Origin of the sequence: Nitrosomonas sp., assembly GCA_016703745.1 — a bacterium.
In the GTDB taxonomy this organism is placed as follows: domain Bacteria; phylum Pseudomonadota; class Gammaproteobacteria; order Burkholderiales; family Nitrosomonadaceae; genus Nitrosomonas.
Window position 1 is genome coordinate 1,257,842 of sequence record JADJBK010000006.1, and the last position, 26,159, is coordinate 1,284,000.

27 protein-coding genes are annotated in these 26,159 nt (G+C 47.0%); 17 read left to right on the forward strand and 10 right to left on the reverse strand.

Annotated features, from left to right (window positions below):
- Positions 1-159 precede the first annotated feature (159 nt).
- The 6 genes from fliF to IPG31_07030 all read left to right on the forward strand — a co-directional run bounded on the left by fliF (position 160) and on the right by IPG31_07030 (position 6,615).
- Entirely contained in the window at positions 160-1,791 is a 1,632-nt protein-coding gene (gene fliF, locus IPG31_07005) for a flagellar M-ring protein FliF (GenBank protein MBK6618108.1), read from the forward strand.
- Positions 1,781-2,773 carry a flagellar motor switch protein FliG gene (fliG, locus tag IPG31_07010; GenBank protein ID MBK6618109.1) on the forward strand — a complete coding sequence of 331 codons (993 nt, stop codon included), beginning with the start codon at positions 1,781-1,783 and terminating at the stop codon, positions 2,771-2,773. The genes fliF and fliG overlap by 11 nt, the downstream gene beginning before the upstream one ends.
- A 101-nt stretch (positions 2,774-2,874) precedes the next feature.
- Positions 2,875-3,576 carry a flagellar assembly protein FliH gene (locus IPG31_07015; GenBank protein ID MBK6618110.1) on the forward strand — a complete coding sequence of 234 codons (702 nt, stop codon included), beginning with the start codon at positions 2,875-2,877 and terminating at the stop codon, positions 3,574-3,576.
- The gene (gene fliI, locus IPG31_07020; protein MBK6618111.1) at positions 3,573-4,982 is read left to right on the forward strand and encodes a flagellar protein export ATPase FliI; all 1,410 of its coding nucleotides are present in this window, start codon (positions 3,573-3,575) and stop codon (positions 4,980-4,982) included. Before IPG31_07015 ends, fliI begins: the two co-directional genes overlap by 4 nt.
- A 33-nt stretch (positions 4,983-5,015) precedes the next feature.
- The gene (gene fliJ, locus IPG31_07025; protein ID MBK6618112.1) at positions 5,016-5,465 is read left to right on the forward strand and encodes a flagellar export protein FliJ; all 450 of its coding nucleotides are present in this window, start codon (positions 5,016-5,018) and stop codon (positions 5,463-5,465) included.
- Between the two features lie 28 nt (positions 5,466-5,493).
- Positions 5,494-6,615, forward strand: a complete 1,122-nt coding sequence (locus IPG31_07030; GenBank protein ID MBK6618113.1) for a flagellar hook-length control protein FliK — start codon at positions 5,494-5,496, stop codon at positions 6,613-6,615.
- A 164-nt stretch (positions 6,616-6,779) separates the two neighbouring features.
- Here IPG31_07030 and IPG31_07035 read toward each other — a convergent pair whose 3' ends face one another.
- The 4 genes from IPG31_07035 to rpoE all read right to left on the reverse strand — a co-directional run bounded on the left by IPG31_07035 (position 6,780) and on the right by rpoE (position 9,880).
- Positions 6,780-7,037: a glutaredoxin family protein gene (locus tag IPG31_07035; GenBank protein ID MBK6618114.1), complete on the reverse strand. Its 258-nt coding sequence runs from the start codon at positions 7,035-7,037 to the stop codon at positions 6,780-6,782.
- 11 nt (positions 7,038-7,048) lie between these two features.
- Positions 7,049-8,431 carry a DegQ family serine endoprotease gene (locus IPG31_07040; GenBank protein MBK6618115.1) on the reverse strand — a complete coding sequence of 461 codons (1,383 nt, stop codon included), beginning with the start codon at positions 8,429-8,431 and terminating at the stop codon, positions 7,049-7,051.
- Between the two features lie 235 nt (positions 8,432-8,666).
- Entirely contained in the window at positions 8,667-9,263 is a 597-nt protein-coding gene (locus tag IPG31_07045) for a sigma-E factor negative regulatory protein (GenBank protein ID MBK6618116.1), read from the reverse strand.
- A 14-nt stretch (positions 9,264-9,277) separates the two neighbouring features.
- Positions 9,278-9,880: an RNA polymerase sigma factor RpoE gene (rpoE, locus tag IPG31_07050; GenBank protein MBK6618117.1), complete on the reverse strand. Its 603-nt coding sequence runs from the start codon at positions 9,878-9,880 to the stop codon at positions 9,278-9,280.
- 196 nt (positions 9,881-10,076) lie between these two features.
- Here rpoE and IPG31_07055 point away from each other — a divergent pair, with 196 nt between their 5' ends.
- Complete coding sequence (locus tag IPG31_07055; protein ID MBK6618118.1) at positions 10,077-10,220, forward strand: hypothetical protein; 144 nt, start codon at positions 10,077-10,079, stop codon at positions 10,218-10,220.
- A gap of 160 nt (positions 10,221-10,380) precedes the next feature.
- On the opposite strand, the gene pmbA is transcribed toward IPG31_07055, so the two are convergent.
- Entirely contained in the window at positions 10,381-11,748 is a 1,368-nt protein-coding gene (gene pmbA, locus IPG31_07060) for a metalloprotease PmbA (GenBank protein MBK6618119.1), read from the reverse strand.
- A 197-nt stretch (positions 11,749-11,945) separates the two neighbouring features.
- Here pmbA and IPG31_07065 point away from each other — a divergent pair, with 197 nt between their 5' ends.
- The 3 genes from IPG31_07065 to IPG31_07075 all read left to right on the forward strand — a co-directional run bounded on the left by IPG31_07065 (position 11,946) and on the right by IPG31_07075 (position 15,018).
- A complete protein-coding gene (locus IPG31_07065) occupies positions 11,946-12,422 on the forward strand; it encodes a DUF615 domain-containing protein (GenBank protein MBK6618120.1) in 477 nt (158 codons plus the stop codon).
- A gap of 425 nt (positions 12,423-12,847) precedes the next feature.
- Positions 12,848-13,621, forward strand: a complete 774-nt coding sequence (gene xth, locus IPG31_07070; protein ID MBK6618121.1) for an exodeoxyribonuclease III — start codon at positions 12,848-12,850, stop codon at positions 13,619-13,621.
- The gene (locus tag IPG31_07075; protein ID MBK6618122.1) at positions 13,618-15,018 is read left to right on the forward strand and encodes an MFS transporter; all 1,401 of its coding nucleotides are present in this window, start codon (positions 13,618-13,620) and stop codon (positions 15,016-15,018) included. The genes xth and IPG31_07075 overlap by 4 nt, the downstream gene beginning before the upstream one ends.
- Here IPG31_07075 and pyrC read toward each other — a convergent pair.
- Positions 15,011-16,072 (reverse strand): dihydroorotase, encoded by a 1,062-nt coding sequence (gene pyrC, locus IPG31_07080; GenBank protein ID MBK6618123.1) that lies wholly within the window; start codon positions 16,070-16,072, stop codon positions 15,011-15,013. The two genes, IPG31_07075 and pyrC, sit on opposite strands and share 8 nt — an antisense overlap.
- Positions 16,069-16,950: a 16S rRNA (cytidine(1402)-2'-O)-methyltransferase gene (gene rsmI / locus IPG31_07085; GenBank protein MBK6618124.1), complete on the reverse strand. Its 882-nt coding sequence runs from the start codon at positions 16,948-16,950 to the stop codon at positions 16,069-16,071. The genes pyrC and rsmI overlap by 4 nt, the downstream gene beginning before the upstream one ends.
- On the opposite strand from rsmI, the gene IPG31_07090 reads away from it, so the two are divergent.
- A complete protein-coding gene (locus tag IPG31_07090; protein MBK6618125.1) occupies positions 16,949-18,031 on the forward strand; it encodes a penicillin-binding protein activator in 1,083 nt (360 codons plus the stop codon). The genes rsmI and IPG31_07090 overlap by 2 nt on opposite strands.
- Positions 18,032-18,044: 13 nt before the next feature.
- On the forward strand, positions 18,045-18,386 hold the full coding sequence (locus IPG31_07095; GenBank protein ID MBK6618126.1) for a YraN family protein: 342 nt from the start codon (positions 18,045-18,047) through the stop codon (positions 18,384-18,386).
- A 143-nt stretch (positions 18,387-18,529) separates the two neighbouring features.
- Here IPG31_07095 and pnp read toward each other — a convergent pair whose 3' ends face one another.
- A complete protein-coding gene (gene pnp, locus IPG31_07100; protein MBK6618127.1) occupies positions 18,530-20,644 on the reverse strand; it encodes a polyribonucleotide nucleotidyltransferase in 2,115 nt (704 codons plus the stop codon).
- A gap of 191 nt (positions 20,645-20,835) precedes the next feature.
- Entirely contained in the window at positions 20,836-21,105 is a 270-nt protein-coding gene (rpsO, locus tag IPG31_07105) for a 30S ribosomal protein S15 (protein ID MBK6618128.1), read from the reverse strand.
- Positions 21,106-21,385: 280 nt separating this feature from the next.
- Between rpsO and IPG31_07110 the strand changes: the two genes are divergently transcribed.
- From IPG31_07110 to IPG31_07130, 5 genes are read left to right on the forward strand one after another with little or no spacing between them, the layout of a single operon-like run.
- A complete protein-coding gene (locus IPG31_07110; protein ID MBK6618129.1) occupies positions 21,386-22,600 on the forward strand; it encodes a cysteine desulfurase in 1,215 nt (404 codons plus the stop codon).
- Positions 22,601-22,608: 8 nt separating this feature from the next.
- Complete coding sequence (locus IPG31_07115; GenBank protein MBK6618130.1) at positions 22,609-23,406, forward strand: phosphocholine cytidylyltransferase family protein; 798 nt, start codon at positions 22,609-22,611, stop codon at positions 23,404-23,406.
- A gap of 19 nt (positions 23,407-23,425) precedes the next feature.
- Entirely contained in the window at positions 23,426-23,863 is a 438-nt protein-coding gene (locus IPG31_07120; GenBank protein ID MBK6618131.1) for an HIT family protein, read from the forward strand.
- A 10-nt stretch (positions 23,864-23,873) separates the two neighbouring features.
- Positions 23,874-24,938 (forward strand): fatty acid desaturase, encoded by a 1,065-nt coding sequence (locus IPG31_07125; GenBank protein ID MBK6618132.1) that lies wholly within the window; start codon positions 23,874-23,876, stop codon positions 24,936-24,938.
- Positions 24,939-24,945: 7 nt separating this feature from the next.
- Positions 24,946-25,680, forward strand: a complete 735-nt coding sequence (locus IPG31_07130) for a 2,3-bisphosphoglycerate-dependent phosphoglycerate mutase (GenBank protein MBK6618133.1) — start codon at positions 24,946-24,948, stop codon at positions 25,678-25,680.
- A gap of 8 nt (positions 25,681-25,688) precedes the next feature.
- On the opposite strand, the gene IPG31_07135 is transcribed toward IPG31_07130, so the two are convergent.
- Positions 25,689-26,045: a hypothetical protein gene (locus tag IPG31_07135; protein MBK6618134.1), complete on the reverse strand. Its 357-nt coding sequence runs from the start codon at positions 26,043-26,045 to the stop codon at positions 25,689-25,691.
- Positions 26,046-26,159 lie beyond the last annotated feature (114 nt).

Genomic DNA, 26,159 nt, shown 5'->3' on the forward strand with positions numbered 1-26,159 from the left:
TCAAATACGGTCTTTTTCATCATTCAAAAAATATCGAAATCCTGATAATCCTGCTATCCGAGCAATCAGCCAAACTCTACATTCAGTTTTTAGCTGGTTGAGGTGAACTGGCTTTTCGACCTCGTATACCAAAGCAACAACACAGCAGGAGAGAGATTTGTGGCAACCATTCCAAATGAAACAGAATCGGCTAACCGATTCGATCAAATCAAGCAATTACCCGTACAGAAAAAACTGGGACTGATGCTGGCTGCGGCCGCCAGCATTGCATTGATTGCGGGTGCCTGGATGTGGAGTCAGACACCGGACTACCGCATACTCTATGCCAATGTTTCTGATCAGGATGGCGGCGCAATCATTGGTGCACTACAGCAAATGAACATCCCCTACAAATTCACGGATGGTGGTGGTGCTATTCTCATTCCTGATGGACAGGTGCATGAGGTACGTTTACGTCTTGCCAGCCAGGGGCTGCCCAAAGGAGGATTGGCTGGATTTGAGATTCTGGAAAATCAGAAATTTGGCTCCAGTCAATTTCTGGAACAAGTTAATTACCAACGCGCGCTCGAGGGAGAGTTATCACGCTCGATTCAGTCTCTGTCTGCAGTGGAAGGGGCACGCGTGCATCTAGCCATTACCAAGCCAACCGTGTTTGCCAGAGAGCGCCAGCAAACCAGTGTATCCGTATTGCTCAATCTCCATCCTGGCAGGGTGCTTGCTGTTGAACAGGTCAGCGCCATTGTGCATCTGGTTTCAAGCAGCATTCCCAATCTGCCGGTCAAGAATGTGACCGTCGTTGATCAACATGGCAACTTGCTCAGCGCACAAAAAAATGATGCCGAAGAAACCGGGCTGAATCCGAGCCAGCTCAAATACGTGCAAGAGCTGGAGCAGAATTATGCACGTCGTATCGAGGCCATACTGACACCCCTTACCGGGTCGGCAAACGTGCATGCCCAAGTTACCGCTGATTTGGATTTTTCCCGAGTGGAACGCGCGGAAGAAACCTATAAACCCAACAACAATATAATCGAGGCTGCAGCAATCCGCAGCGAACAGAAATCGGAATCACTTTCCATCGCACAACCGGAAGGCGGTATTCCCGGAGCATTATCCAATCGCCCCCCTGCTCCCGCCCAGGCACCGATTACAGTCGACCCCAAGACGGCTGAAGCCGCTCAGGGTGAAAAAAACACTCCCACCGATAGTCGCAAGGAATCAACTACTAACTATGAAGTGGATAAAACCATCTCACACACCCGTCAGTCGACCGGCCGGATCAACCGACTATCTGCCGCCGTCGTGATCAATTACCGCAGCCAGCTGGATGAGGAGGGTAATCCAGTCAGCACCGCGCTGCCAGCCGAAGAAATCGAGAAGATCACTGATTTAGTCAAACAAACCATCGGTTTTAATGAGGCACGCGGTGATACGCTGACCGTAACCAATAGCCAGTTCAATCTTCCAGAGGAAACCTTCGAGGAAATACCCTTCTGGAAAGCACCGGATACGATTCAGCTTGCCCAGGACATCGGCAAACAACTTCTGATTGCGGCGATTGTGCTGTATTTTCTACAAAAAATACTGCGTCCATTCCTCAAAACACTGCTGCCTCCTCCGCCACCGGCACGCGCGCTAACGCATGCAGAATTAGAAAGTGGGCAGCCCACTCCCGCCGTCAGGGCAATCACATTGGAGGAAAATCTGCAGCAGGCAAGACTCATGGCTGTTAAAGAACCGGCCATTGTGGCCAATGTTGTCAAAGGATGGGTAGCCGGCAATGAACGATGAAGGCATTTTAAATAGCGCGATTTTGTTGATGTCGCTAGGTGAGGAAGAAGCGGCCCAGGTTTTTCGCTATCTTGCGCCCAAGGAAGTACAGAAACTCAGTGAAGCGATTGCGGGTCTGAATGATGTCAAGCGCGACAAAATAGAGCTGGTACTGGAGGAATTCTGCAGTCAGGCAAAAGATAAAACTTCGCTTGGGCAAAATGCCAGTGACTACCTGCGTAAAGTACTCACCAAGGCACTGGGGGAGGACAAGGCTACCTCTCTTCTCGACCGGCTCAATCAGGGTGATGACACCAGCGGCATCGAAAGCCTTAAATGGATGGATGCCTCAGCAGCAGCTGAGCTGATCAAGAATGAGCACCCTCAGATCATTGCTACAGTCCTGGTACATCTGGAACGTGATCAGTCCAGTGCGATTCTCGCACTGTTTACCGAACGGCTGCGCAATGATGTTCTTCTGCGTATCGCCACGCTTGACAGCGTGCAGCCGGCTGCACTGCGGGAATTAAATGGAGTACTCGGCAAACTGCTATCTGGCAGCGACCATATCAAGAAACCACGCATGGGCGGCATCCGAACGACTGCCGAAATCATGAATTTCATGCCAACGGCACTGGAAGCCGGCATCATGGAAAATTTCTCCCAATATGATGAGGAGATCGCCCAGAAGATCATGGATGAGATGTTTGTATTTGATGATCTGATGAAGGTTGATGATCAAGGTATTCAGCTGCTGCTGCGGGAAATACAATCGGACTCGCTCATTACCGCTCTCAAGGGTGCTAAGGAAGAATTGCGCACCAAAGTCTTTAAAAACATGTCTCAGCGTGCAGCTGAGACGCTGCGCGAAGATCTGGAATCCAAGGGACCGGTGCGCGTCTCGGAAGTGGAAGCCGAACAGAAGAAAATCCTCAAGACTTTGCGCCAGCTTGCCGATGATGGTCGTATCGTGCTGGGTGGAGGGGGAGAAGGGTTTTTATAAACTATTTTATAGTCATCTCCAAAACCACCTTTTAGCCGGTCAAATTTTTATCAAAAATTTTGTCTTGCTGATATTGCAACAATTCAACCAAGGACACTGCGATGGATGCTGCTCAAGTAATTGCGAAAAAAGATCTGACTGACTGGAAAAAATGGGAATTTGGCGCACTCGATGCTTTCAGATCTATGCAGAAAAATGAAGTGGTAGAGCCGTCGACTCCCAAGCCTGCAAAAACCACGCAAAACTCAAATACGTCATCTCGGCAGGGAGCCGTCATTTTACCTACAGCGGAGCAAATAGAAATCATCTACCAGCAGGCGCGGGATGAAGGCACGCAGGCAGGCTATCTGGCAGGTAAAGAGCAGGCAGCGCAGGAAAGTGTAACCGAACGGCAACGTCTGCATTTATTGATTAGCACCTTTGAGCAGGAGCTGGTCAAAATAGACCAGACCATCGCACAGGATATACTGATACTTGTCATGGATCTTGCCAGAAAGATGGTAGGTCAGACTATTCAGGCTAAACCCGAGTTAGTGCTGTCCGTCATTGAGACTGCACTCCGCCAGTTGCCAATCACTACCCAACCCTTACGCCTAAAGCTTCACCCACAGGATGCAGTATTGGTTCGAGAACATTTCGTCAGTCAGTCAGCCCATTTGAAATGGGAGATTACAGAAGACGGCCAGATCGAACCCGGTGGCTGTCAGGTGGAAAGTGGCGGTTGTGAAGTGGACGCCACTCTGCCCACTCGCTGGCAACGCACGCTGGCGAGTCTGGGGCAAGAACAAGCCTGGTTGATATGATCCCTACCAATATCTGTGCACACACCCCGCTCTGGCAAGATTTTATCCGGAATTGCCAGCAACTGGTCACACCAGTCAATCCTTATCTGGTTAGCGGCACATTGACCCGTGTTGCCGGCCTGGTAATGGAAGCAGTTGGGTTAAAGCTCGCAGTCGGAACCAGTTGCCTGGTCTTGCTACCTAACGGCAATAATGTTACTGCCGAAGTCGTCGGTTTCTCCGGAGAAAGACTGTTCCTGATGCCCTCCAGCGATGTTTACGGACTCGCTCCTGGCGCCAAAGTTGTTCCTTTGGAATACCTGGGAAATATGCCACATGTTGGTGTCGCACAGCACCCGAGAAGACGCGCGGCAGATCGTACCAAGCATATTCAAGTTGGACAAGCGTTGCTTGGTCGCGTGCTCAATGGAGTCGGTGAACCGCTGGATCGCGGTGGTATACCCAATTGCGAACACAGCGTACCACTATACAGCCGTCCATTTAACCCTCTGGAACGCGCGCCCATTGAGGAAACACTCGATGTCGGGGTACGTGCAATCAATACACTCTTAAGTGTAGGTCGCGGTCAACGTATGGGACTGTTCGCTGGTAGTGGTGTCGGTAAAAGTGTATTACTTGGCATGATGGCACGCTACACCAGTGCTGATGTCATCGTGGTTGCACTAATTGGCGAGCGTGGTCGAGAAGTCAAGGAATTCATTGAAAACATCCTCGGTAAGGCAGGACTACAGCGCTCAGTAGTCATTGCCGCGCCCGCAGATACTTCGCCGTTGATGCGTCTTCAGGGTGCCGCTTATGCCACTGCTGTTGCAGAATACTTCCGTAATGAAGGCAAGCATGTGCTATTGATCATGGACTCATTAACCCGTTTTGCCATGGCGCAACGTGAAATTTCTCTGGCAATTGGTGAACCGCCCGCTACCAAGGGTTATCCACCTTCGGTTTTTGCGCGTCTGCCACAGCTCGTTGAGCGAGCTGGCAATGGTCGCTTAGGCAGCGGTTCAATCACCGCTTTCTACACCATCTTGACTGAGAATGACGATCCCAATGATCCGATTGCCGATAATGCCCGTGCCATTCTTGACGGCCATATTGTGCTGTCCCGTCAGCTGGCGGAAGCCGGCCATTACCCGGCTATCGATATCGAAGCCTCGATCAGCCGTGTGATGCCGAGTATCGTTACTTCTCAGCAGCTTGAACGTGCGCAACGCTTCAAGGGGCTATATGCGCGGTATCGTCAGAACCGGGATCTGATCAATGTTGGCGCCTATGTTCCGGGAAGTGACCTGCAACTAGACCAGGCAATCAAACTTCACCCTGATATGGAATCCTTTCTGCAGCAGGGCATGTTTGAGGCAGCGCACTCTGCTGACAGCATCAACCAATTTATGCAAATAGCGTTATAAATTTATTCGTCACGTATCCACTAGAAAAATAAAATGGCCACTCCCCGTACTCTGAAGCTATTAACCGATCACGCTCGCAAACAGACGGATGATAGTGCCATCAAATTAGGCAAGTTGAATCACAAACAACGGGAGTCTGAAAAGACGCTAAAAATGCTGCTGGATTATCGGAAAAGCTATCAGCAGCAGCTTGCGGAGTATTCCACAAACGCTGTCAACCCGATTCAGTTACGTAATTTCATGGCTTTTATCAGTAAACTGGATGTCGCAATTGCGGAGCAGCAGAAACTGGTCGCACACACCCATAAAAATACCGCAGCAGGTAGCAGTGAATTTCAGCAGCATCGCCAGAAATTAAAAACCTTTGATACATTGACACAAAAACATGAGCATAAACAGGCAGTTTCTTCGATGAAACACGAACAAAAACAGCAGGATGAACACACAACCCATAACACCAACCGACGTAAATCATCTTCATGATTGATGGCATGAAAATTACTGAAAAATCGTGTCTATCCTTTTTCTAAAAAATATTATGCTAAATTTATCTTTGCCACCAACTCCACAACCGTCCTCCGGCAATGTCAGGAACACGGTCAGCCCAACTACGCCTACTCCGCCTGTTTCCGAGCAACATCAGGATCAAGATCAAGTTTTTAAAAATGTGCTGAAAGATGCTGAGCAAGGAGCGGCTGCAGCAGAACAAAATGATGTCACCACAGAATCGATTACTACGGATGAAGCATCAGTAGTCATAAGCGCTAACTCTGCTATCATTCTGTCAGAAAACGTGATTATCAATCCGGTAATACCTCTAGCATCAGGAAGGTTATCTACCACTCAGCCTGGTATCAACAACTTTGCCACTCAGCTGAAAACGAAAGCACCCATAACAGAGCAATCCGACTTTTTTATTAGCAATCCATCTAGTACAAAAACGCTGCCACCGAATTGGGCAACCAATCCGGTTTATTCCACATCATTAAAACTGAGTCAATCAGCGCTCGCCGGCACCTCATTGTCGAATACAGATACCGGTATATCTACCCCAGCATCAAAACTGATAGAGCCTCTGCCTTACATTAGTATGGTTGTGGATAACGCAGCAATGCTAACTGATAATGGCAAGGTCTCACCACTATCAAATTCATCAATGAATCCCTCTCTAGCAACAGAGACCAGCGTATCCATGTCCACCACATTAAGCAACCCAGCCTGGCCAGATGAATTTGGACATAAAATCAAGTGGATGGCTACACAACAACTGCAGACAGCAGAATTGAAACTTCATCCCGCACATCTCGGACCCATCGAGGTTCTATTGAAAATTACGACAGAACAGGGAATACAGCAACTAACCGCGCAGTTTACATCGCAGAATCTGCTGGTACGCGAAACTATTGAAGCAAATTTACCAAGATTACGCGAAATCATGGCGGAAAGCGGCATTACCTTAGCTGGCGCCTCCGTTGGAGCAGACACTCCTCGCCAGGGCGGGCAAAACTCACAGCAGACACCTGCCCACCCGTATCCATCATCAGGCAGTAAAGATCCAAGCAGCACAAATATCCGGCATGAGTCTGGCCAAATGGCCATTAGTCAAATGAGCATTATCAACACATTTGCTTAAGTGGGCTTTAAGAAACCATCTCTCCCGGCATCATCATGATGAGCGAGTTATGATGGCTAGTGATCAGATCAGGACAGATACAATTGTCAGGGTAGTTAATTGGCAAACTGATATTCCCACAGCCAAAAACCACACCGCAAGCAAACGTATAAGTTGCCGCTCTCCTAATTTCTGGAAAGGTGATGACTTACCAAGGAAAGATCAAGATGGTAGTGACATAGTTCTTTATTTTCTTCTGGCGCAAACAGGACTGGTACACGTTCATTATATAATTCAGCAAGACTCGGATCAAGATCAATGTCAATAATTTCCAGTTGAAACTGGCTGTTCTTTTGCAGTGATTGCAGGGCAATGATCATTGCCTCACAAAGATGACATTCCTGCCTCGCATAAACAACCAGTTTCTTTATCTGATCATGCATACAAAAAATAATTATTTATCTACTAGAATTGAAATAAAGGTCGTTTTATCCCCACGACGCACCAGCAGAGCAATATGGCGACCCTGCTCAGTTTTATCCAGTAATTTATTAAATTGCTCAACAGATTTAATATCCTGATCATTAATACCGAGTATTACATCGCCGCTCAGGATACCCGCACTTCCAGCCATGCCTGCCACTACGTCTTCAACCAGCAACCCATTTTCGATACCTAATTGCTTTTTCTGTGCATCTGTTAATTCCTTAAGAAAAAGTCCGAGTCGATTTGCATTCTCACTGGGCTTATTTTGTCCCCGCTGAATAACAACAGTATCTTCTCCTGGCATTTCACCAACCTTGATTGTCAGGTTTTTGGTTGATCCGTTACGCCACACCTGTATACTAGTTTTAGAACCTGGTTTGGTATTACCAACCAAGCGTGGTAAATCGCTGGATGCAACCACTTCCTGATCATCAAATTTCAGGATAACATCTCTTGCCCTGATACCCGCTTTATCAGCAGGTCCATCTTTTTCTGTTGAAACCACCAATGCTCCTCGAGGCTTATCAAGATTAAACGACTCCGCGAGCTCCTCCGTTATTTCCTGGATCATCACTCCAATTTTTCCACGGGAAACCTTCCCATACTCTCTGAGTTGCTTGGCTATATTGGTCGCAACATCAATTGGAATAGCGAACGATAAGCCCATGAATCCCCCGGTACGGCTATATATCTGGGAATTAATTCCAACCACCTCACCCTGCATATTGAACAACGGACCACCAGAATTACCCGGATTAATTGCGACATCTGTCTGAATAAATGGCACATAATTTTCCTGAGCAAGCGAGCGTCCTTTTGCGCTGACAATTCCTGCGGTCACACTACTTTCAAAACCGAATGGCGCTCCAATAGCAACCACCCATTCTCCAACTTTGAGTTTATCAGGATCACCTTGTTTAACGATGGGAAGATTACTGGCTTCTATCTTAATCAACGCAACATCAGACTTCTTATCCGCGCCAATTACCGTAGCTTTAAATTCACGCTTATCAGCGAGTTTTACAGTTATTTGGCTTGCAGATTCAACAACATGCGCATTAGTAAGTATATAACCATCTCCACTAACAATAAAACCCGATCCCAGCGAACGAGATTCATGTTTTCGGGGGCCTGAGTAAGGCTGCATATAACGCCGGAAAAAATCATGAAATGGCGAATCTTCCGGTAAATTGGGGATTTTGGGGAAGAATTGTTCTGCACCTGTCTGCTGCGTCTGTATCGTGCTGATATTGACAACGGCCTGCCCTTGTGATTCGACTAGCCGGGTAAAGTCTGGCAGCACCGACACCTCTTTTGCCAGTAACGGTAGTGATAACAGCAGCATCACCATGCTCGAGCAATAGAACCTCCAACCAATTCGGTGTAATTGTGTCATTTGTTTTTTACAAAATGCCTTTCCATAATGAGCAGAAGGTAACAAACTAAATTTACGCAAAAATTTCATATCTGCAACTGTCAGTTGACCCAAAATATTTTGTCTTGATATATTTTGGATATGTTATATCCAAAACTTGAAATACAGGAAAGACTGTAGTGGTTTACGCACTACATAACTCATCAGTTCATCAATCGCCCGAAGGGACAGATTTCACTGATGTTTGCGGTATTTGCGGCATATTAATTTGATTAGCATGATTATTATAAGGGCGATTAATCACACCACCATGAGAAAATCCTTTGTAAACAAAAGGAAAATCTGCACGATTAAAATCGATTGATGTCGGAAGGTGTGGATAACCTGGCGGCGGCAGGAAGGTCACCGAATGATTATCCGCATCTGTCGATCGCCTCTCCGTCTTGTCAACAACCAGCATTTCCTGTTGAACAGGGCGGGTATCAATAGATACAGAAACCATCCAGCCAATTGCAAGGATAGCAATCGAGGCTGCAGCTGAAAAGCCGAGTAATTTCGATCTGTTTGTTGGATAAATCTTATTATGCCGAGGTGCTATCAACGTTGGTTCACTAGTCAATTGCTGACGAACCTTCCCAGAAATATCAAAATTAGAAATGAAAGCTGGCTGACGCAATGCTTCACCAATTATATGGTAATCCGCCCACCGGGCAAGCATCTCGTCATCTTTCCCGATCAATTTGATAAATTCACCTGCTTCATCATCACCAAGCTCACCGTCAACCAAATCTGAAAGTTTATTATTCACAATGACACCTCTTTCTACCATCTTTTATTTTTGTCCGTACCCAACAGAGGGCGTAATTTTTCAGCTACAGCCTCGCGTGCCCTGAATATCCTGGAACGCACCGTACCTATTGGACAGCCCATAATATTAGCAATTTCTTCATAACCCAGCCCTTCTATTTCTCTGAGAATAATCGCGGTACGCAATTCCTCTGGCAAGGCATCTAGTGACTGATTTACGGTAAGAGCAACTTGTTTACCCATTAGTTCACTCTCAGGCGTATTCATTTCACGCAGCGCGTCCGCTCCCTCAAAATTCTCTGCATCCTCATTGTCAAAATTGTTGATTGTGGTTGGTGCCTTACGCCCTTGTGATACCAGAAAATTTTTTGCTGTATTGATTCCGATTCTGTATAACCAAGTATAAAAAGCACTATCACCACGAAAAGAGGGAAGTGCGCGATAAGCTTTGATAAATGTTTCCTGCGCGATATCTTCTACCTCGGCCTGATCGCGTATGAATTGCGACAGTAATCGCGCCAATCTACGCTGATATTTAATCACTAAAAGGTCAAAAGCATGCTTATCACCCCGCTGCACCCTTTCAACCAGTTGTTGGTCGATCTCGCGGTCACTCATACCAGTTACTTCCAAAATAGATACTCAGAATTGTCCCCGTTAAAAACTATACCTTGACACCCAATCCAAACCTGACTCAATCAAGTGCAATCTGACCCTGCATTCTATGGGGAAATAAAAATGCGCCAGTATACTCTATAGCAGCACTATTTCTTCAGACAGATGACCAGGCCAAATCGCCAGTCTATAAACAAAAATGAAAAATATTCTTGTTACGGATGGACTGGACTACATTGATAGTCATACAGTTGTGATGTTGCTGGAAGTGATCAAGGCGTTTGAGAAAGTCAGTAAAAAAACCGCCCTGTGTCACCGGCGCATGAAGAGCCGGAAATCTTGAACAGATTCGAGCCAATCGTCGAAAGCAGGACAATTTCCCGACTGAGCCTGCCAGCATGACCTCTACGCCATGATGGACACCATACGGAAGTGGCGAGTGACTTTGCGCACTCAGAATGTTATGGATAGAAACACACAGTGAGGCAGGGCATATCCAGATTCTAGCTTCCCGCAATCGTCATCCGATCGATCATTAAGGCGCCACATTGCCGGGAACCGCGAACAATCACCTCATCACCCACTGCAATGATGCCACGGTACATGGTTTGCAGGTTGCCCGCAATAGTAATTTCCTCGACGGGAAAGCAGATTTCCCCCTGCTCCACCCAAAATCCGGCAGCGCCTTGTGAATAATCACCAGTTACCAAGTTGACACCATGGCCGAGCAGCTCGGTAACCAACAATCCTTTGTCCATTTTTTTGAGTAATGCCCTGAAGGATAGTGGCGCATCATTTTTCAGGATTAGATTGTGATTGCCACCGGCATTACCGGTTGAGTGCATACCCAATTTTCGCGCAGCATAACTTCCCAAAAAATAACCTTGGACGACACCATTTTCTACAACCTTGCGCGCGTGCGTGGCCACACCATCATCATCGAAAGAATGACTCGCCAGTCCCTTGATTAAATGCGGAGACTCATCAAGCTGAATATTCTTCGGAAAGACTGGCTTACCAATACTGTCAAGTAAGAAAGATGATTTGCGGTAGAGATTCGAGCCGCTAATAGCCTGAACGAAATAACCAAGCAGACTTGGGGCAATCAATGCATCAAACAGCACGGATGCCTCGCAGGTTGCAATTTTTCGGGCACCCAACCGCGCGAGGCTGCGCTGACCAGCCTTCTGACCAACCGTATTAATGTGTTCAAGATCATCCCGCGCTCGCGCCACGCTATACCAGTAATCACGTTGCATACTGTTTTCTTCACCCGCGATGACGGCGCAGCTGATACCGTGACTGGAAGATGGATACCCACCAATGAAACCAAGGCTGTTGGCATAGACAAATTGCGCCGCACTGACAGACACACTCGCCCCCTCGGAGTTAACGATACGCTTATCGACTGCCAGCGCCGCTGCCTCGCATTGTTTCGCCATTTCAATAGCTTGCTCGACAGGCAATGACCAAGGGTGATACAAATCAAGATCAGGGAAGCTCGTTGCCAGTAAATCGGCTTCCGCCAATCCGGCGAAGCTATCTGCTGACGTATAGCGTGCAATGTCCAACGCGGCGGAAACAGTTTCTTCAATGGCTTTAGGAGAAAAATCACTGCTGCTGGCATTGCCACGATTCTGTCCAATGTAAACCGTTACAGAAAGTCCTTTATCGCGTGTATATTCAATGGTCTCCACCTCACCCATACGGGCAGTCACATTTTGCCCGCTACCCTCAGAAATATGTGTTTCGCAAGCACTTGCCCCACCCTTTTTGGCCAGCTTCAGAATGGTAGCAGCGATGTCCTGTAGAATTTCAGGGCCACATGCAAAAATTTGCGTAGATTCAGTTTTGTCTATTGAATTATTCATGAAATTGGTAGTAGGCAGCCGGTTTGAGTGACAATTACAAGCGATGTTACTTCAAAGCGCGTTATGATAACAGTTTCTCGAATACTGACGCCGTGTCTACTCATCAAAAGCATAAAAATCAACTGCAAACGGACCAGAACATATCCGTCGAAGACAATATCGATTCTGGCCCGAGCAAAACGCGCGTCAAACAACAAATGCACGACCTGCAAGCGTTAGGAGAGCAGCTGACTCAACTGAATCCAGAACAGCTGCAACAGCTTGATTTACCTGATATCCTAATGGAAGCATTGCTGGAAGCCCGCCACATCAGTAAACATGGCGCGCGCAGGCGTCAAATGCAATTTATTGGCAAATGGATGCGTGCGATTGATCCACTGCCAGTTCAGGAAAAACTGAATGAATGGCAGCAATCCAGCGCCAGTCACACTGCCTGGCTACATCGTCTTGAAAAATGGCGGGAGAGATTATTAAGTGATGAAACCGCGCTAACTAAATTTTCCGAGGCTTATCCGCAGACAAATATCCAACAATTACGTACTTTGCTGCGCAATGTGCAGCACGAGCGACTTGCCAATAAACCCCCGAAGAATTTCCGACTCCTGTTCAAATTGTTGCGTGAAATTATTCCACAAAAAACTGAATCAAATCTCGATCAGGACTCCGGGGACTAACTATTTTTTATGAGAATATACAAATGCAATTAAAGCTATTCGCGGTTGTTATGCTGTGTTGGATGACGTTACCCGCGTCACCAAAACTGAACGCACAGGCATCTGATGCCACGCAATGTAAAGGGTGCTTGTGTCCAGGCGATCCGTGCCGCTTATGTCCACTGCCACTTAACACCGCCGATTCAGCGCCAGATGATGAGCCACAGACCTGCCGCCGTGTCCGCGAAGCTGTTCCACCAATCTCAGACTTGCCTGGTAGCAATGAATATTTTGCCAGTTTGGATAAGGCGACGTTAGCGTGTATCCGCAATGGGGGAGATGTGTTAAAAAACTCCAGTCGTTCGCCATTATTCCCCGCGCGTTTTTATTGCAAACCAGGTCTGGTTGAGAACTAGACTATTCAGTCATTATTTTTATCACCTCCAATGAGAATCATCACACTGAACCTGAATGGCTTGCGCTCAGCGGCCAGCAAAGGTTTTTTTGAATGGCTATCCCGACAAAATGCCGATATTGTTTGTGTGCAGGAACTGAAAGCGCAGTTAGGAGATTTAACCGAGAAAATGCGTACACCAGATAGTTATTGCGGATATTTTCATTGTGCTGGCAAAAAAGGATATAGCGGTGTGGGTATTTATTCCCGCCGGGAGCCAGATAATCTTGTTGAAGGCATTGGCATTCCTGCCATTGATTTGGAAGGACGCTTTTTAAGAGCGGACTTTGCGAATCTGACCGTCATTTCACTCTATTTGCCATCTGGTTCCAGCGGCGAGCATCGCCAGGAAATGAAATATTTTTTTATGGAACACTTTTCCCCTATTTTGCAGGCGCTAGCCCAAAGTGGGCGTGATGTGGTGTTATGTGGTGACTGGAATATTGCCCATCAGATTATTGATATCAAAAACTGGCGTTCCAATCAGAAAAACTCAGGATTTTTGCCTGAAGAACGCGCCTGGCTGTCAACACTTTTCGATCAATTGAGGTTCGTGGATGTGTTTCGCAAAATCAATCTCGAACCGGAGCAATACACCTGGTGGTCAAATCGTGGTCAAGCATGGCTCAAAAATGTTGGCTGGCGTATTGATTATCAGATTGCCACCCCAGCACTGGCTGATACCGCCAGGTCTGTGTCCATCTACAAGGATGAGCGGTTTTCCGATCATGCACCACTGGTCATCGACTACGACTACTCGTTATGACATCCGCCAGTTGGAGACAGGTATGGTGCATCTACCTGCACCCACGGGTATTCGGCATGCTCATGCTTGGCTTTTCCGCCGGATTACCGCTGCTGCTGATACTGGGAACACTTTCCTTCTGGCTACGTGAAGCAGGTATCGATCGCGCCACCATTGGCTATTTCAGCTGGATTGGCCTGGCTTACGGATTCAAGTGGGCGTGGGCACCGCTAGTGGATAAAATGCCGCTGCCTCTGCTATCTCGATGGCTTGGGCGGCGACGTGCCTGGTTACTGCTGTCCCAATTAGCCATTGCTACTGCATTGATCGGCATGGCCAATACCAATCCAGCAGAACAATTATCCCATATGATTTTCTTTGCTTTAGCGGTAGCGTTTGCCTCGGCAACCCAGGATATTGCGCTCGACGCCTACCGTATTGAGGCCGTCGCGCTGCAAATGCAAGGAGCGATGGCGGCAACTTATCAGGCAGGCTACCGCATGGCCATGATTATGGCCTCGGCTGGTGCGTTATGGTTAGCGGCTGCATTTGACCCGACTCCTGGCAGTTATGACTACCATTCCTGGCAAACGGCCTATTATTTTATGGCAGCTTGCATGCTGATCGGCATTACAACCACACTACTTATTCGTGAACCTGAGGTATCAGTCAATCCGCAACTGACCATAGAAAATGAGGAACTAGCACGTAAAATTGTATTGCGCTGGCGTATCAATGCACGTTTCTCTGGCATGTTGATCTGGCTCTATGGCGCAGTAGTCGCGCCTTTCCGGGATTTCATCACACGCTTTGGCCTTCATGCCTTGCTGATTTTGACCCTGATTGCGGTATACCGGATTTCTGATGTCGTTATGGGTGTGATGAGCAATCCTTTTTATGTAGACATGGGTTACAGCAAGGACGAGGTCGCAATGGTCTCCAAAGTCTACGGTGTCATCATGACAATACTGGGTGCGGTAGTGGGCGGAGTACTGATTGCAAAAATTGGTATCATCCGTACTCTGTTTCTGGGTGCGGTTTTATCCGCCGCGACGAATCTGCTGTTTGTATGGCTGGCAAGCAGAGGGCATGATATTAGCGGGCTGATATTTGTCATTTCGGCCGACAACCTTTCTGCAGGAATTGCCTCATCAGCATTTGTCGCTTACTTATCCAGCCTGACGCACACCGCTTATTCCGCAACACAATATGCCATGTTCAGTTCGGTCATGCTATTACTGCCAAAATTCATCGCCGGATTCAGCGGAGAATTTGTAGATGTCTATGGCTATGCAATGTTTTTTACTGGCACAGCGCTATTGGGCATACCGGTGCTGTTTCTGGTCTGGAAAGTTGGGCAACTGGATTTTTATGTTGCAGACAATAATAGAAGTGACTCATCTGAACCAATTAAGTAGACAACTTCCAGTTGAGATACTCTCCTGCACCCAGCGGCACCAGTTGATTATCTGCAAACTCAAACTGTCCAGGAATTTTCCAGGGCTGCCTGATGAGCGTGATGTGATCCTGATTACGTGGCAAACGATAAAAATCTGCGCCATAAAAACTGGCAAAAGCTTCAAGTTTATCCAGACGACCCACCTGCTCAAAAACCGAGGCGTAAAATTCGATCGCCGCATGAGCACTGTAAATACCGGCACAACCACAGGCCGTTTCCTTGTGATGGACTGGATGTGGCGCGCTATCGGTTCCCAGAAAGAATCTCGGATTACCGCTAGTCGCCGCCTCAATGAGTGCCTGACGGTGATTTTCCCGTTTTAATACTGGCAGGCAATAGTGATGTGGTCGTAGTCCACCAGCTAACATGGCATTGCGGTTCAACAGCAAATGATGCGGCGTAATCGTTGCCGCAATTTTCCTGGATGCTGCCTGCACAAAATCGACCGCTTCTCGGGTAGTGATATGCTCAAATATAATACGCAATCCCGAAAAACGCTGGGTAAGCGGCAACAATACACGGTCAATAAAGATTTTCTCCCGGTCAAACATATCGATTACCGGATCAACAACTTCCCCATGCACAAGCAGCGGCATATCGATCGCCTCCATTTTTTCCAATGTGCCGTAGCAGCGGGAAATATCCGTCACACCGGCAGCAGAGTGCGTGGTGGCTCCAGCAGGATAAAGCTTAACGGCATGGACAAAACCACTATTTTTGGCACACACAATTTCATCAGGTGATGTCGTATCCGTGAGATAAAGCGTCATCAGTGGCTCAAATTTCATCCCATCCGGAACCGCTTCGAGTATGCGTTTGCGATAAGCCCTCGCCTGCTCGGTATCTACCACTGGAGGAACGAGATTAGGCATAATGATCGCCCGCGCAAAGCAACGCGCGGTATCTGGCAGTACTGATTGCATCGCACCGCCATCGCGCAAATGCAGATGCCAATCGTCGGGCCGCGTCAATGTAAGTGTCTGCTGCACAGTGGAAATAAATTGAGTATTCATGATACTGCCTTCTGTTTCTCTAATGCAATTGCATATAGTCTCTTACGGTTCTCACCGGTAATTTCCGCCGTTAGCTGCACAGCATGCTTCAAAGGTAGATTTTTTTGCAGAACGGCAAGCGTCTGCTCTACTTGTGGGTTCAAAAACTCAGTTTGTAAAGGTGGCTCAATCGCTGTCAATAATAAAACAAACTCACCACGCAAGCGGTTGGTATCGGCCTGCAACCAGGCTATCGCATCACCTAATGCGCAAGTATGGATAGTCTCAAAAACCTTTGTCAGTTCGCGCGCAAAGGTAACCCCACGTTCCACTCCAAAAATGTGAACCATATCCGTTACAGTTTCAAGTATGCGGTGTGGCGCCTCATAAAAAACCAGAATACAGGCATGCAGGGACTTGAGCGCAGTCAATCTGCGTCGACGTTCTGTAGACTTTACCGGTAGAAACCCATAGAAAAAGAAATGAGGCGCCAGCAAACCCGATGCAGACAGCGCACTGATGGCCGCATTGGCACCTGGTATCGGCACAACACTGTAGCCCCGTTCACGCACACTACGTACCAGTCTTGCGCCAGGATCAGATATTGCCGGAGTTCCCGCGTCCGTAATCAAGGCAACAGACTGATTATTATTCAGAAAAAAAATTATTTTTTCGACAGCGCTGTTTTCATTATGCTGATGAACGGGTATCACGCGGGTCGTAACGCCATGACGCGACAGTAATTTTTGAGCCGTCTGAATGTGCTCAGCTGCAATCACTTCCACTTCGGATAATACTTCGAGCGCACGCAAGGTAATATCACTTAAATTACCAATCGGCGTAGCGACAACATATAATATCCCTTTGATTTCCTTATGCACAATTGGTAATTCCACCATGAAAAATTTACTGCGATGTTGTCTGGTATGGTTGTTATCATCGAACATTTATATATCTGCTTCTGCCAATCAACCCAATGAAGAATTTTTATCAAATACCATCCCATCTCACCTTGGAGGACATTTTGCCCTCCTTCTCCCCTTTGATTCCCCCACTCTGAGGCAAGCTGCATTTGCGGTACAAAAAGGGTTCGAGAACGCAGCCAGGCTTGAACCAGATTTTATTCGGCAGATCATCCCCTATCCAACTGACGATAAGGCGTCAAGTGTTCTATCGGCCTATCAACAAGCTGTTGATGACGGTGCCCACATGATAATCGGCCCCCTTACACGAGACAGCGTGGATACGCTCGTATTGAGTCACCTAATTTCTCTGCCAACATTAGCTCTGAATTATCCGACAAACAAAATGGCCAGTCTTTCGGCACAACTTTTCTTTTTTGGTATTAATATCGAGTCAGAAGCACAGTACATTGCCAAAATGGCAGCAGCCAGTGGTAAATATCATGCAGTCATTCTCGTAGATCGTAGCGAATTATCAAAAAGACTGAAAGCAGCTTTTGCGGATGCCTGGCTGAAAACCAATCCGGATTTTTCAGCGGAGGAAATGGAAATCAGTTTTCGCGAGAAACTCTCCGTGCTTTCCGGACATAATCACAAGCAAGATCATATCATTTTCCTTGCACTCAACTCCTTTAATAGCGAATCAGTGCGTTCACTCATTCATCCCAGTACGCCGATTTATGCCACTTCCCTCGTATTTGGCAACAAAGACCCAGCTTACGTTGAAAGACTGGAAGCAGTACGCTTTATTGATATGCCCTGGTTGATACAGCCAGAACTTGCTCCGGTTCAACATTATCATTCACCCAATATGCCAACCGATATCAGTCTACAAAGATTCTATGCGTTAGGAATTGATGCGTTCCAGCTGGCGCAAAAGATTCTGGAATATCGCTCACCAGAGACGATCGTACTGGATGGGGTCAGTGGATTTATTCATCCGAGCCTACCCGGTCATTTCAATCGTAGACTCATACCGGCAATATTCAAGAAAGGCAATATTGTCCCAGATAATTGAATCCTTTACTGGCATGATACATAAAGGATCCGATGCCGAAAATCTGGCAGCCATCTTTCTAGGCCAGAACAAACTAAGGTTAGTGGCAAGAAATTATCGCTGCCGCTTTGGAGAAATTGATTTAATTATGCAGGATGATGATACGCTGGTATTTGTCGAAGTCAGAATGCGCAGTAGTGATCATTATGGTGGCGCCGCTGCGAGCATCACCCCCAGAAAACAAGCAAAACTTATCCAAACCGCCAGATACTATCTGTCCCATCAGGATAACGATATGCTCTGTCGCTTCGATGCCATCCTTATTTCTGGAAATAGTGAAATAGAGTGGATACAAAACGCATTTGATGAACCATGATTCGAAAAATTGATGTGACTGAGCAAGATTAATAAAAATGGCGCGCAGCCCCACCAGAACAACTTGATAAGTTCAGATAAAAGGAACGCTTTGTAGCAATGAATCGTTTAATTGCTACAAAGCCTAAATGAACCCCGTGTCTATCAGGTCGATTCGCTATCGATTATTTCTGATTCTGCAACAGCAGCTTTCATACTGAGACGCAATCTGCCCTTGTCATCTGCTTCAAGCACTTTGACGCGCACGGTCTGACCTTCCTTGAGATGATCAGCGACATTCTCTACGCGCTCATTAGCAATCTGAGAGATATGTAGCAGACCATCTTTCCCAGGCAATACACTGACAATGGCACCGAAATCCAGTAATTTAAGTACGGTACCATCATAAACCCGCCCAACTTCTACATCTGCAGTAATATCTTCGATGCGTTTCCTGGCCTGTTCGCCACCTTCATTATTGACACAAGCAATGGTAACAACACCATCATCAGAAATATCAATTGTAGTACCCGTTTCCTCAGTTAATGCGCGAATGACTGCACCACCTTTCCCAATCACATCACGAATTTTTTCTGGATTAATTTTAAACTTGATGATACGTGGTGCGTGAATGGAAATGCTTTCGCGTGTTTGCGGAAGTGATTGCTTCATAATTTCCAGAATATGCAGCCGTCCTTCTTTTGCCTGCAACAAAGCAACCTGCATAATTTCACGAGTAATGCCCTGGATTTTTATATCCATTTGCAGAGCGGTAATACCGTTCTCGGTACCGGCCACCTTGAAGTCCATATCTCCCAAATGATCTTCATCACCCAGAATATCGGTCAAAACAGCAAAGCGATTACCTTCTTTGATCAACCCCATGGCGATGCCAGCCACATGCGCTTTTAGCGGCACACCTGCATCCATAAGCGCCAAGCAACCACCACAGACAGAAGCCATGGAGCTTGAGCCATTGGATTCCGTTACTTCAGAAACTACACGCATGGAGTAACCAAACTCATCCACTGACGGCAATACCGCAACCAATGAGCGTTTTGCCAGGCGGCCGTGTCCAATTTCACGTCGCTTTGGTGTACCCACTCGTCCAGTTTCTCCAGTCGCGTAAGGCGGCATGTTGTAGTGCAGCATGAAACGTTCACTGTAATCGCCTTGCAAAGCATCGATTTTTTGTTCATCACGAGTAGTGCCCAACGTGGCGATCACCAGTGCCTGGGTTTCGCCGCGTGTAAACAGAGTTGATCCGTGGGTCCGGGGTAGCACACTATGCCGAATCGAAATAGGCCGAACCGTACGGGTACCCCGACCATCAATTCGAGACTCACCATCCAGAATACTGTTACGAACGATCTTGGATTCGAGTTCAAAACCCAGCTCGCGCACCGCTTGTTCGCCTGGTCCACCTTCAGCACCCACACCGAGCTCACTAAAAACACGTTGCCATATCTCGTTAATTGTCTCGGCCCGGACTGATTTTTGCTTTACTTGAAACGCCTTGCGTAAATCAGCTTCGGCAAGTTGGGAAATTGTTTCGGTCAATACATGATCTTTTTCTGTTGGCTGCCAGTCCCAGGCTGCCACACCCACTTCATCAGCCAGCTCATTAATCATGTCGATTATTTTCTGCATCTGTTCGTGGCCATACATTACAGCTCCCAACATGATGTCCTCGGGGAGCTCTCTGGCTTCTGATTCAACCATTAACACGGCTTGCTGAGTGCCGGCAACAACCAGATTAAGCTCCGTTTCATCGAGCTGGGTAGTTGTTGGATTTAATACATATTCATTGTTGATGTAACCGACTCTTGCCGCCCCAATCGGTCCATTGAAGGGGATGCCGGAGAGTACCAGTGCAGCAGAAGCACCAATCATGGCCGGTATATCCGCATCGATTTCGGGATCAGACGACATCACGGTCGCAACAACTTGCACCTCATTATAAAAGCCGTCTGGAAAAAGTGGGCGTATCGGACGATCAATCAAGCGAGAAGTTAATGTTTCTTTTTCTGATGGACGACCTTCACGTTTGAAAAAACTACCCGGAATACGACCTGCAGAATAAAACTTCTCCTGATAATCGACAGTTAGAGGGAAAAAATCCTGATCTGGCTTAGCTTGTTTTTTTCCGACCACAGTAACCAGTACGACCGTATCATCCATGGAAACCATAACCGCGCCATGCGCTTGTTTAGCAATTTCACCAGTTTCTAGCGTAAGGGTATGATTGCCATAAGCTATGCTTTTTTTCATCGGTTCCAATTAATCATCCTTCTTTTTGATAAATATATGCTTAAGATTTGTAACAAAATACTTCGTCAAGCAATAATCCGACGGAATATCATCAACATAATCTGATGATATTCCGGTTATTTACTGCCAGCAAAGAAGTTTTGACGACTGCTCGACACGTACTATCGTGAGTTGCCGCCAGGAATCGGAGAGATTGATGTTTATTTTCTTAATCCAAGTCTTTCGATCAAAGTTTGATAGCTGCTATTATTTTTTGATTTCAAGTAATCAAGCAACCTACGCCGCTGGCTAACCATGCGCAGCAACCCACGGCGGGAATGATGGTCTTTGACATGCTTCTTGAAATGGTCAATCAGGCCATTGATGCGATTTGTCAAAAGTGCCACCTGCACCTCCGGCGAGCCCGTATCGCCGGCGACTCGTTGATACTCATGCACAACTTGTGCTTTTTGTTCAGTTGTTACTGCCATCAAATTTCTCCTACTTAATTCTTAAAATGGTTTTATGGGTTCTATACAATTCATCGCTTGCGGATTTTACTCTTTAATAAAAAGCTTGTCCAAATCAAATCAAGACATTGGGCGGAATAAAATTTATACTATTCCTTGAAGAAAGCAGGCGTTGTCAAACAATCAGATAAAGATGTGGCGCCATTGGATTAGCTTTCCCGAGCCTTAGTTTGTACCAGCAGCCAACAATAATACTTGTTAATAAATCATACATTTTTACTTGAACGGTATAATACATTGCATGACCGATTCAGCGACGCAAGTTTACTTTGACCATAACGCCACCACCGCTGTGGATGAGGCTGCCGTGGCTGCCATGCTACCTTATTTCCAAGGAAATTATGGTAACCCGTCCAGCAGTCATGCCTATGGTCTGCGAGCTCATCGCGCAATTGAAAAGGCGCGCGAACAAGTAGCATTAGCTGTAGGCGCCACGCCTTCACAGGTGATTTTTACCAGCGGAGGATCGGAAGCAAACAACCTCTTTATTCGCGGCGTAGCAGATAGCATCACACCCGCTACGCTCCTCGTCAGTGCTGTGGAACACCCTTGCGTTCTCCGTCCTTCGCAGGCGTTAGCCTGGAGAACCAGCGAAAAATGGCAGCTGCATGAACTTGCTGTCAAAGAAACTGGAGATGTGGATGCAAATGCAGCCATTGCAGCATTGTCACGAATCAAACCCGCAATGGTATCCATGATGCTGGCCAACAATGAAACTGGCGTGATTCAACCGGTTGCAGCTGTTGCTGAAGCGGCCGCCGCACTAGGTATATGGATACATACCGATGCGGTACAGGCATTTGCCAAAATCCCAGTAAACTTCGCAGAATTGGGTGTGCACGCTATGACCGTATCTTCACACAAGATTTATGGGCCAAAAGGTGTGGCAGCACTGATTATTGACCAGGGATTACCGCTCAAGCCGCTGATTTATGGTGGTGGACATGAGAATGGATTGCGCTCCGGTACGGAAAATGTACCTGCCATTGTTGGGTTCGGTGTCGCCTGCGAACTGGCCGCATCCAGAATGACGAAACTAGCTACCCACACTCGCATCTTGCGTGATCAGATGGAACAGGGTCTGCTCTCAATGGGAGCCATCATTTTTGGTGAGGGCGCACAACGCCTGCCCAATACGACCTACTTTGCGCTGCCTGATATTGAAGGCGATACTTTAGTTGTCCAACTGAACAAGGCTGGATTTGCAGTTGCAAGTGGAGCGGCCTGTTCCAGTGCGACACCAGGGAAAAGCCACGTACTGGAATCGATGCAAATTGATCCCATGTTAGCGCGCTGTGCAGTACGGATAAGTTTTGGTATCACCAATACCAGTCAGCAAGTAACCGATTTTTTATCATCGATCAAACAGATTGTCGACCAGCTGAAACGTCTGAGTGCGATATTCGGAGCAGAATCAACGCAGACAATTACACCCGATCAATCATTAACCAGATAAATCATCCAATGCTTCGTAAAGCTATTATTCTCAGTGCAGGACAGGGCAGACGCCTATTACCATTGACAGAAAGTACCCCCAAATGCCTGCTATCGGTATCGGGAAAACCCGTAGTCGCATGGCAGGTTGATGCCCTGCTTGCGGCTGGGTTTGATGAGATTGTAGTAGTGAGTGGCTTTCAGATCGACCAAGTTGAGAGGCTCTTGTCTGAGCGGTATCAGGATATTCCGGGCGTGAAAGCAAAATTTAATCCTTTTTACGAAGTAGCGGATAATCTTGCCAGCTGCTGGATAGCCCGTGAGGAAATGAACACCGATTTTTTACTCCTGAATGGAGATACATTAATCGACAGCGCCTTACTGGCTGGTGTATTGAATAACGAGGCATCACCCATTACACTTTGCATTGATTTCAAGGAAGAATTTGACGAAGATGATATGAAAGTCCAGCTTGATACCCAAGGGGGGGTCAGGCAGGTCAGCAAAAAACTATCCGCACCTGAAACTGATGCGGAATCAATTGGGATGATTTGTTTTCGCGGGGAAGGCGCTCGAGTCTTCCGCACAACAATTGAGCAAGCGTTGCGCGACCCAGCCAATCTCAGATCGTGGTATCTGGCAATTATAGACCAGCTAGCCAAAACAGGCATAGTCGGCAGTCATTCAGTGGCAGGCTGTCGCTGGTGTGAAATTGATTATTTGCACGATCTACAGAAAGCAAGAAAATATTTTCCGACTGAAAAACAATCTTCGGAAGGACATGATGCTTTGGATCCTGATATGCGTCATCAAGCGGCCCCGTTATGAGATTGAGCGGTTTGTATATATGAAAACTCTTAATACCACCATGCAGAAATTCGGCGCACCGGATAGCATTATCCAACAGTTTTCATACTGGAGCGTATTGCTGCGCCCAGCGCAGACAACACTGGGCGCATTGGTATTGATCGCGCACGAGCCTGTTCAGACTTTCTCGGCACTAAGCGCCACAAGTTTTGCAGAATTGCAACTTGTAACAGGTCAAATCGAATCAGCGCTGAAAAAGGCATTTCAGTACGACAAACTTAATTACCTTATGTTAATGATGATTGACCCTGACGTACACTTTCATGTTATTCCCCGTTACGCACAAAACCAGCAATTCAACGGGTTGGTATTTGTTGATACCGGCTGGCCAGGGCAACCAACACTTGATAGGATCAATCCAACTGACGCCGCTACCAATCAACTGCTCAGGGAAAGACTCCTGTCCTGCTGGGGATGACCTATAAGCCATGACCGACCCTAACTTACTACCTGGTTTCCCTCTATATGAAGCGCGCGCACTGGTGCGTGATCTGATGAAACCCAATCCATTCATCTACTGGTCAGATTTTTTATTAAATAATATTACAGGCTGGATAGCGCTCGTCACAGCATTGCAGTCACCCACGTGGTCAATCTGGCAGATCGGAGCTTTTCTCATCGCGGTATTTGCTTTCTATCGTGCCGCTATTTTTGTGCATGAGCTTACTCATCTCGAACGAGGTACGTTCCGGTTCTTTCGGCTGGTATGGAATCTTACCTGTGGAATACCTTTCATGATTCCGTCGTTTACTTATGATGGCGTCCACTATGAGCATCATAAACCAGGAGTCTATGGCACCAGCAAAGATGGGGAGTATCTGCCCTTTGCCACACAACGCCCACTAATGATGGTTGGTTATGTATGGCTGTCCTTGCTGCTACCCTTGTTACTGGTAATACGTTTTTTAGTACTAACACCCATATCGTATATGAGTCCGGCAATTCGCAAAATTGTCTGGGAACGCGCATCTTCACTAACCATCAACCCCGCTTATCAGCGCGGTCAAGACACGGTTCGTAACGATCAGAATTGGCGCTTGCAGGAATTCGCAACCTTTCTGTTTGCTGTTACCGTCATCACCAGTGTATTGCTGGGTTTTTTACCCTATCAGCTACTGGTGCTTTGGTACGCAATTGCTGCCATGGTTTTCATTTTTAACTCCCTTCGTACACTCGCCGCTCATGCCTATCGACATAATGATGATCTCCCTCTAACCCTGGTTGAACAATACAAAGATTCCATCAACGTGCCCGGAGGTTGGTTAACTGCGCTATGGGCACCGGTAGGATTACGCTATCACGCTACTCACCATCTTTTCATGAGCATGCCTTACCATAATCTGGGTGAAGCACAAAGACGCTTATCCCAGGCATTCCAGGACAACCCGGAGATTCAGCAAACCAGTCGTCGTGGTTTGTGGAGCGCTCTTGGCCATATTTGGCAGGAAGCTTCACGCTCGTCGCTCAACAAGAAAACCGTCAAGCAGGAATAACATCGAGATGCCAGGAAATCAGGTCTTAACTCGCCTGGTGCTGTTGCGTCATGGTCAGAGTATCTGGAATCATGAAGGGCGTTTCACAGGCTGGAGCGATGTTGCCCTCAGCGCGCGCGGAGAAACCGAAGCCAAACAGGCGGGGAACATCCTCAAACAATGCGGGTTTACTTTTGATGCTTGTTTTACTTCAGAACTCAAACGCGCACAACACACCCTGGCACTGATTCAGTCTGTTATGCAGCTTGATCAACTCAAGATTTACCAGGATTGGCGACTGAATGAACGCCATTACGGAGCACTGGAAGGTTTGCGCCGTCTTGAAGCTGTCAGGAAATTTGGTATCTGGCCAATTCTGGACTGCCAGCTACGTTCTCACGCCACGCCACCTTTGCTGGCAGCGGGAGACCCACGCGCGCCAGCTAATCAGGCACGCTATGCATCTATAGAGCACACATCCTTACCGCTGGCTGAAAGCCTGCTTCAGACCTTGAACAGAGTACAGCCCTTGTGGCAGGACATCATTCTCCCAGAAATACGTCAGGGTAAACAACTGCTCATCGTTTCTCACAAAAATTTACTAAAGACACTAGCGATGCAACTGGAAGAACTGACGTCCTGGCAGGCAATACGACTTCATATCGCGACAGGAAAACCGCTATGCTACGACCTCAACAATCAGTTAAAGCCCATTCGGCGTTATTATTTGACTACACCAGATAACCAGTCATTCCGTACATAAGAATGATGTCACAGTGGCAACGAAACCCTTTTACGGGTCCAATTATAAAGATTCAACCGCAACTCGGTCACCAGCGCGGGGTGGCCATGCAGGTAAATCAGAATCCGCTGAATACATCGCACATCCTTACCTGCTGGCAGATAATCAGTAATTTTTTCCTGATTTACCTCAGGATAACTAGCGAACTCCAGTTTCGCATTCCCATGATCATCAGTGCCAAACATACCAAAATCCACTTCTTCATCACTAAATTCAACCGTTAAACGATAAACCTTATTCGCTTCGCCATTGCTAATATCAATTTCAAGTATCTGATACGGCGATCCATCGTTAAAACCGTAATCAAATTTTATTTTTCCTTTCATATCTGCTTGTCTCTGGTACCCGAGTTTGAGATACATACGCAAGGAAGTAAAACGGCAAATTGACGAAAAAATTAACCCAATAACGCAATCTATTATTTTTACAAACTATTTCTT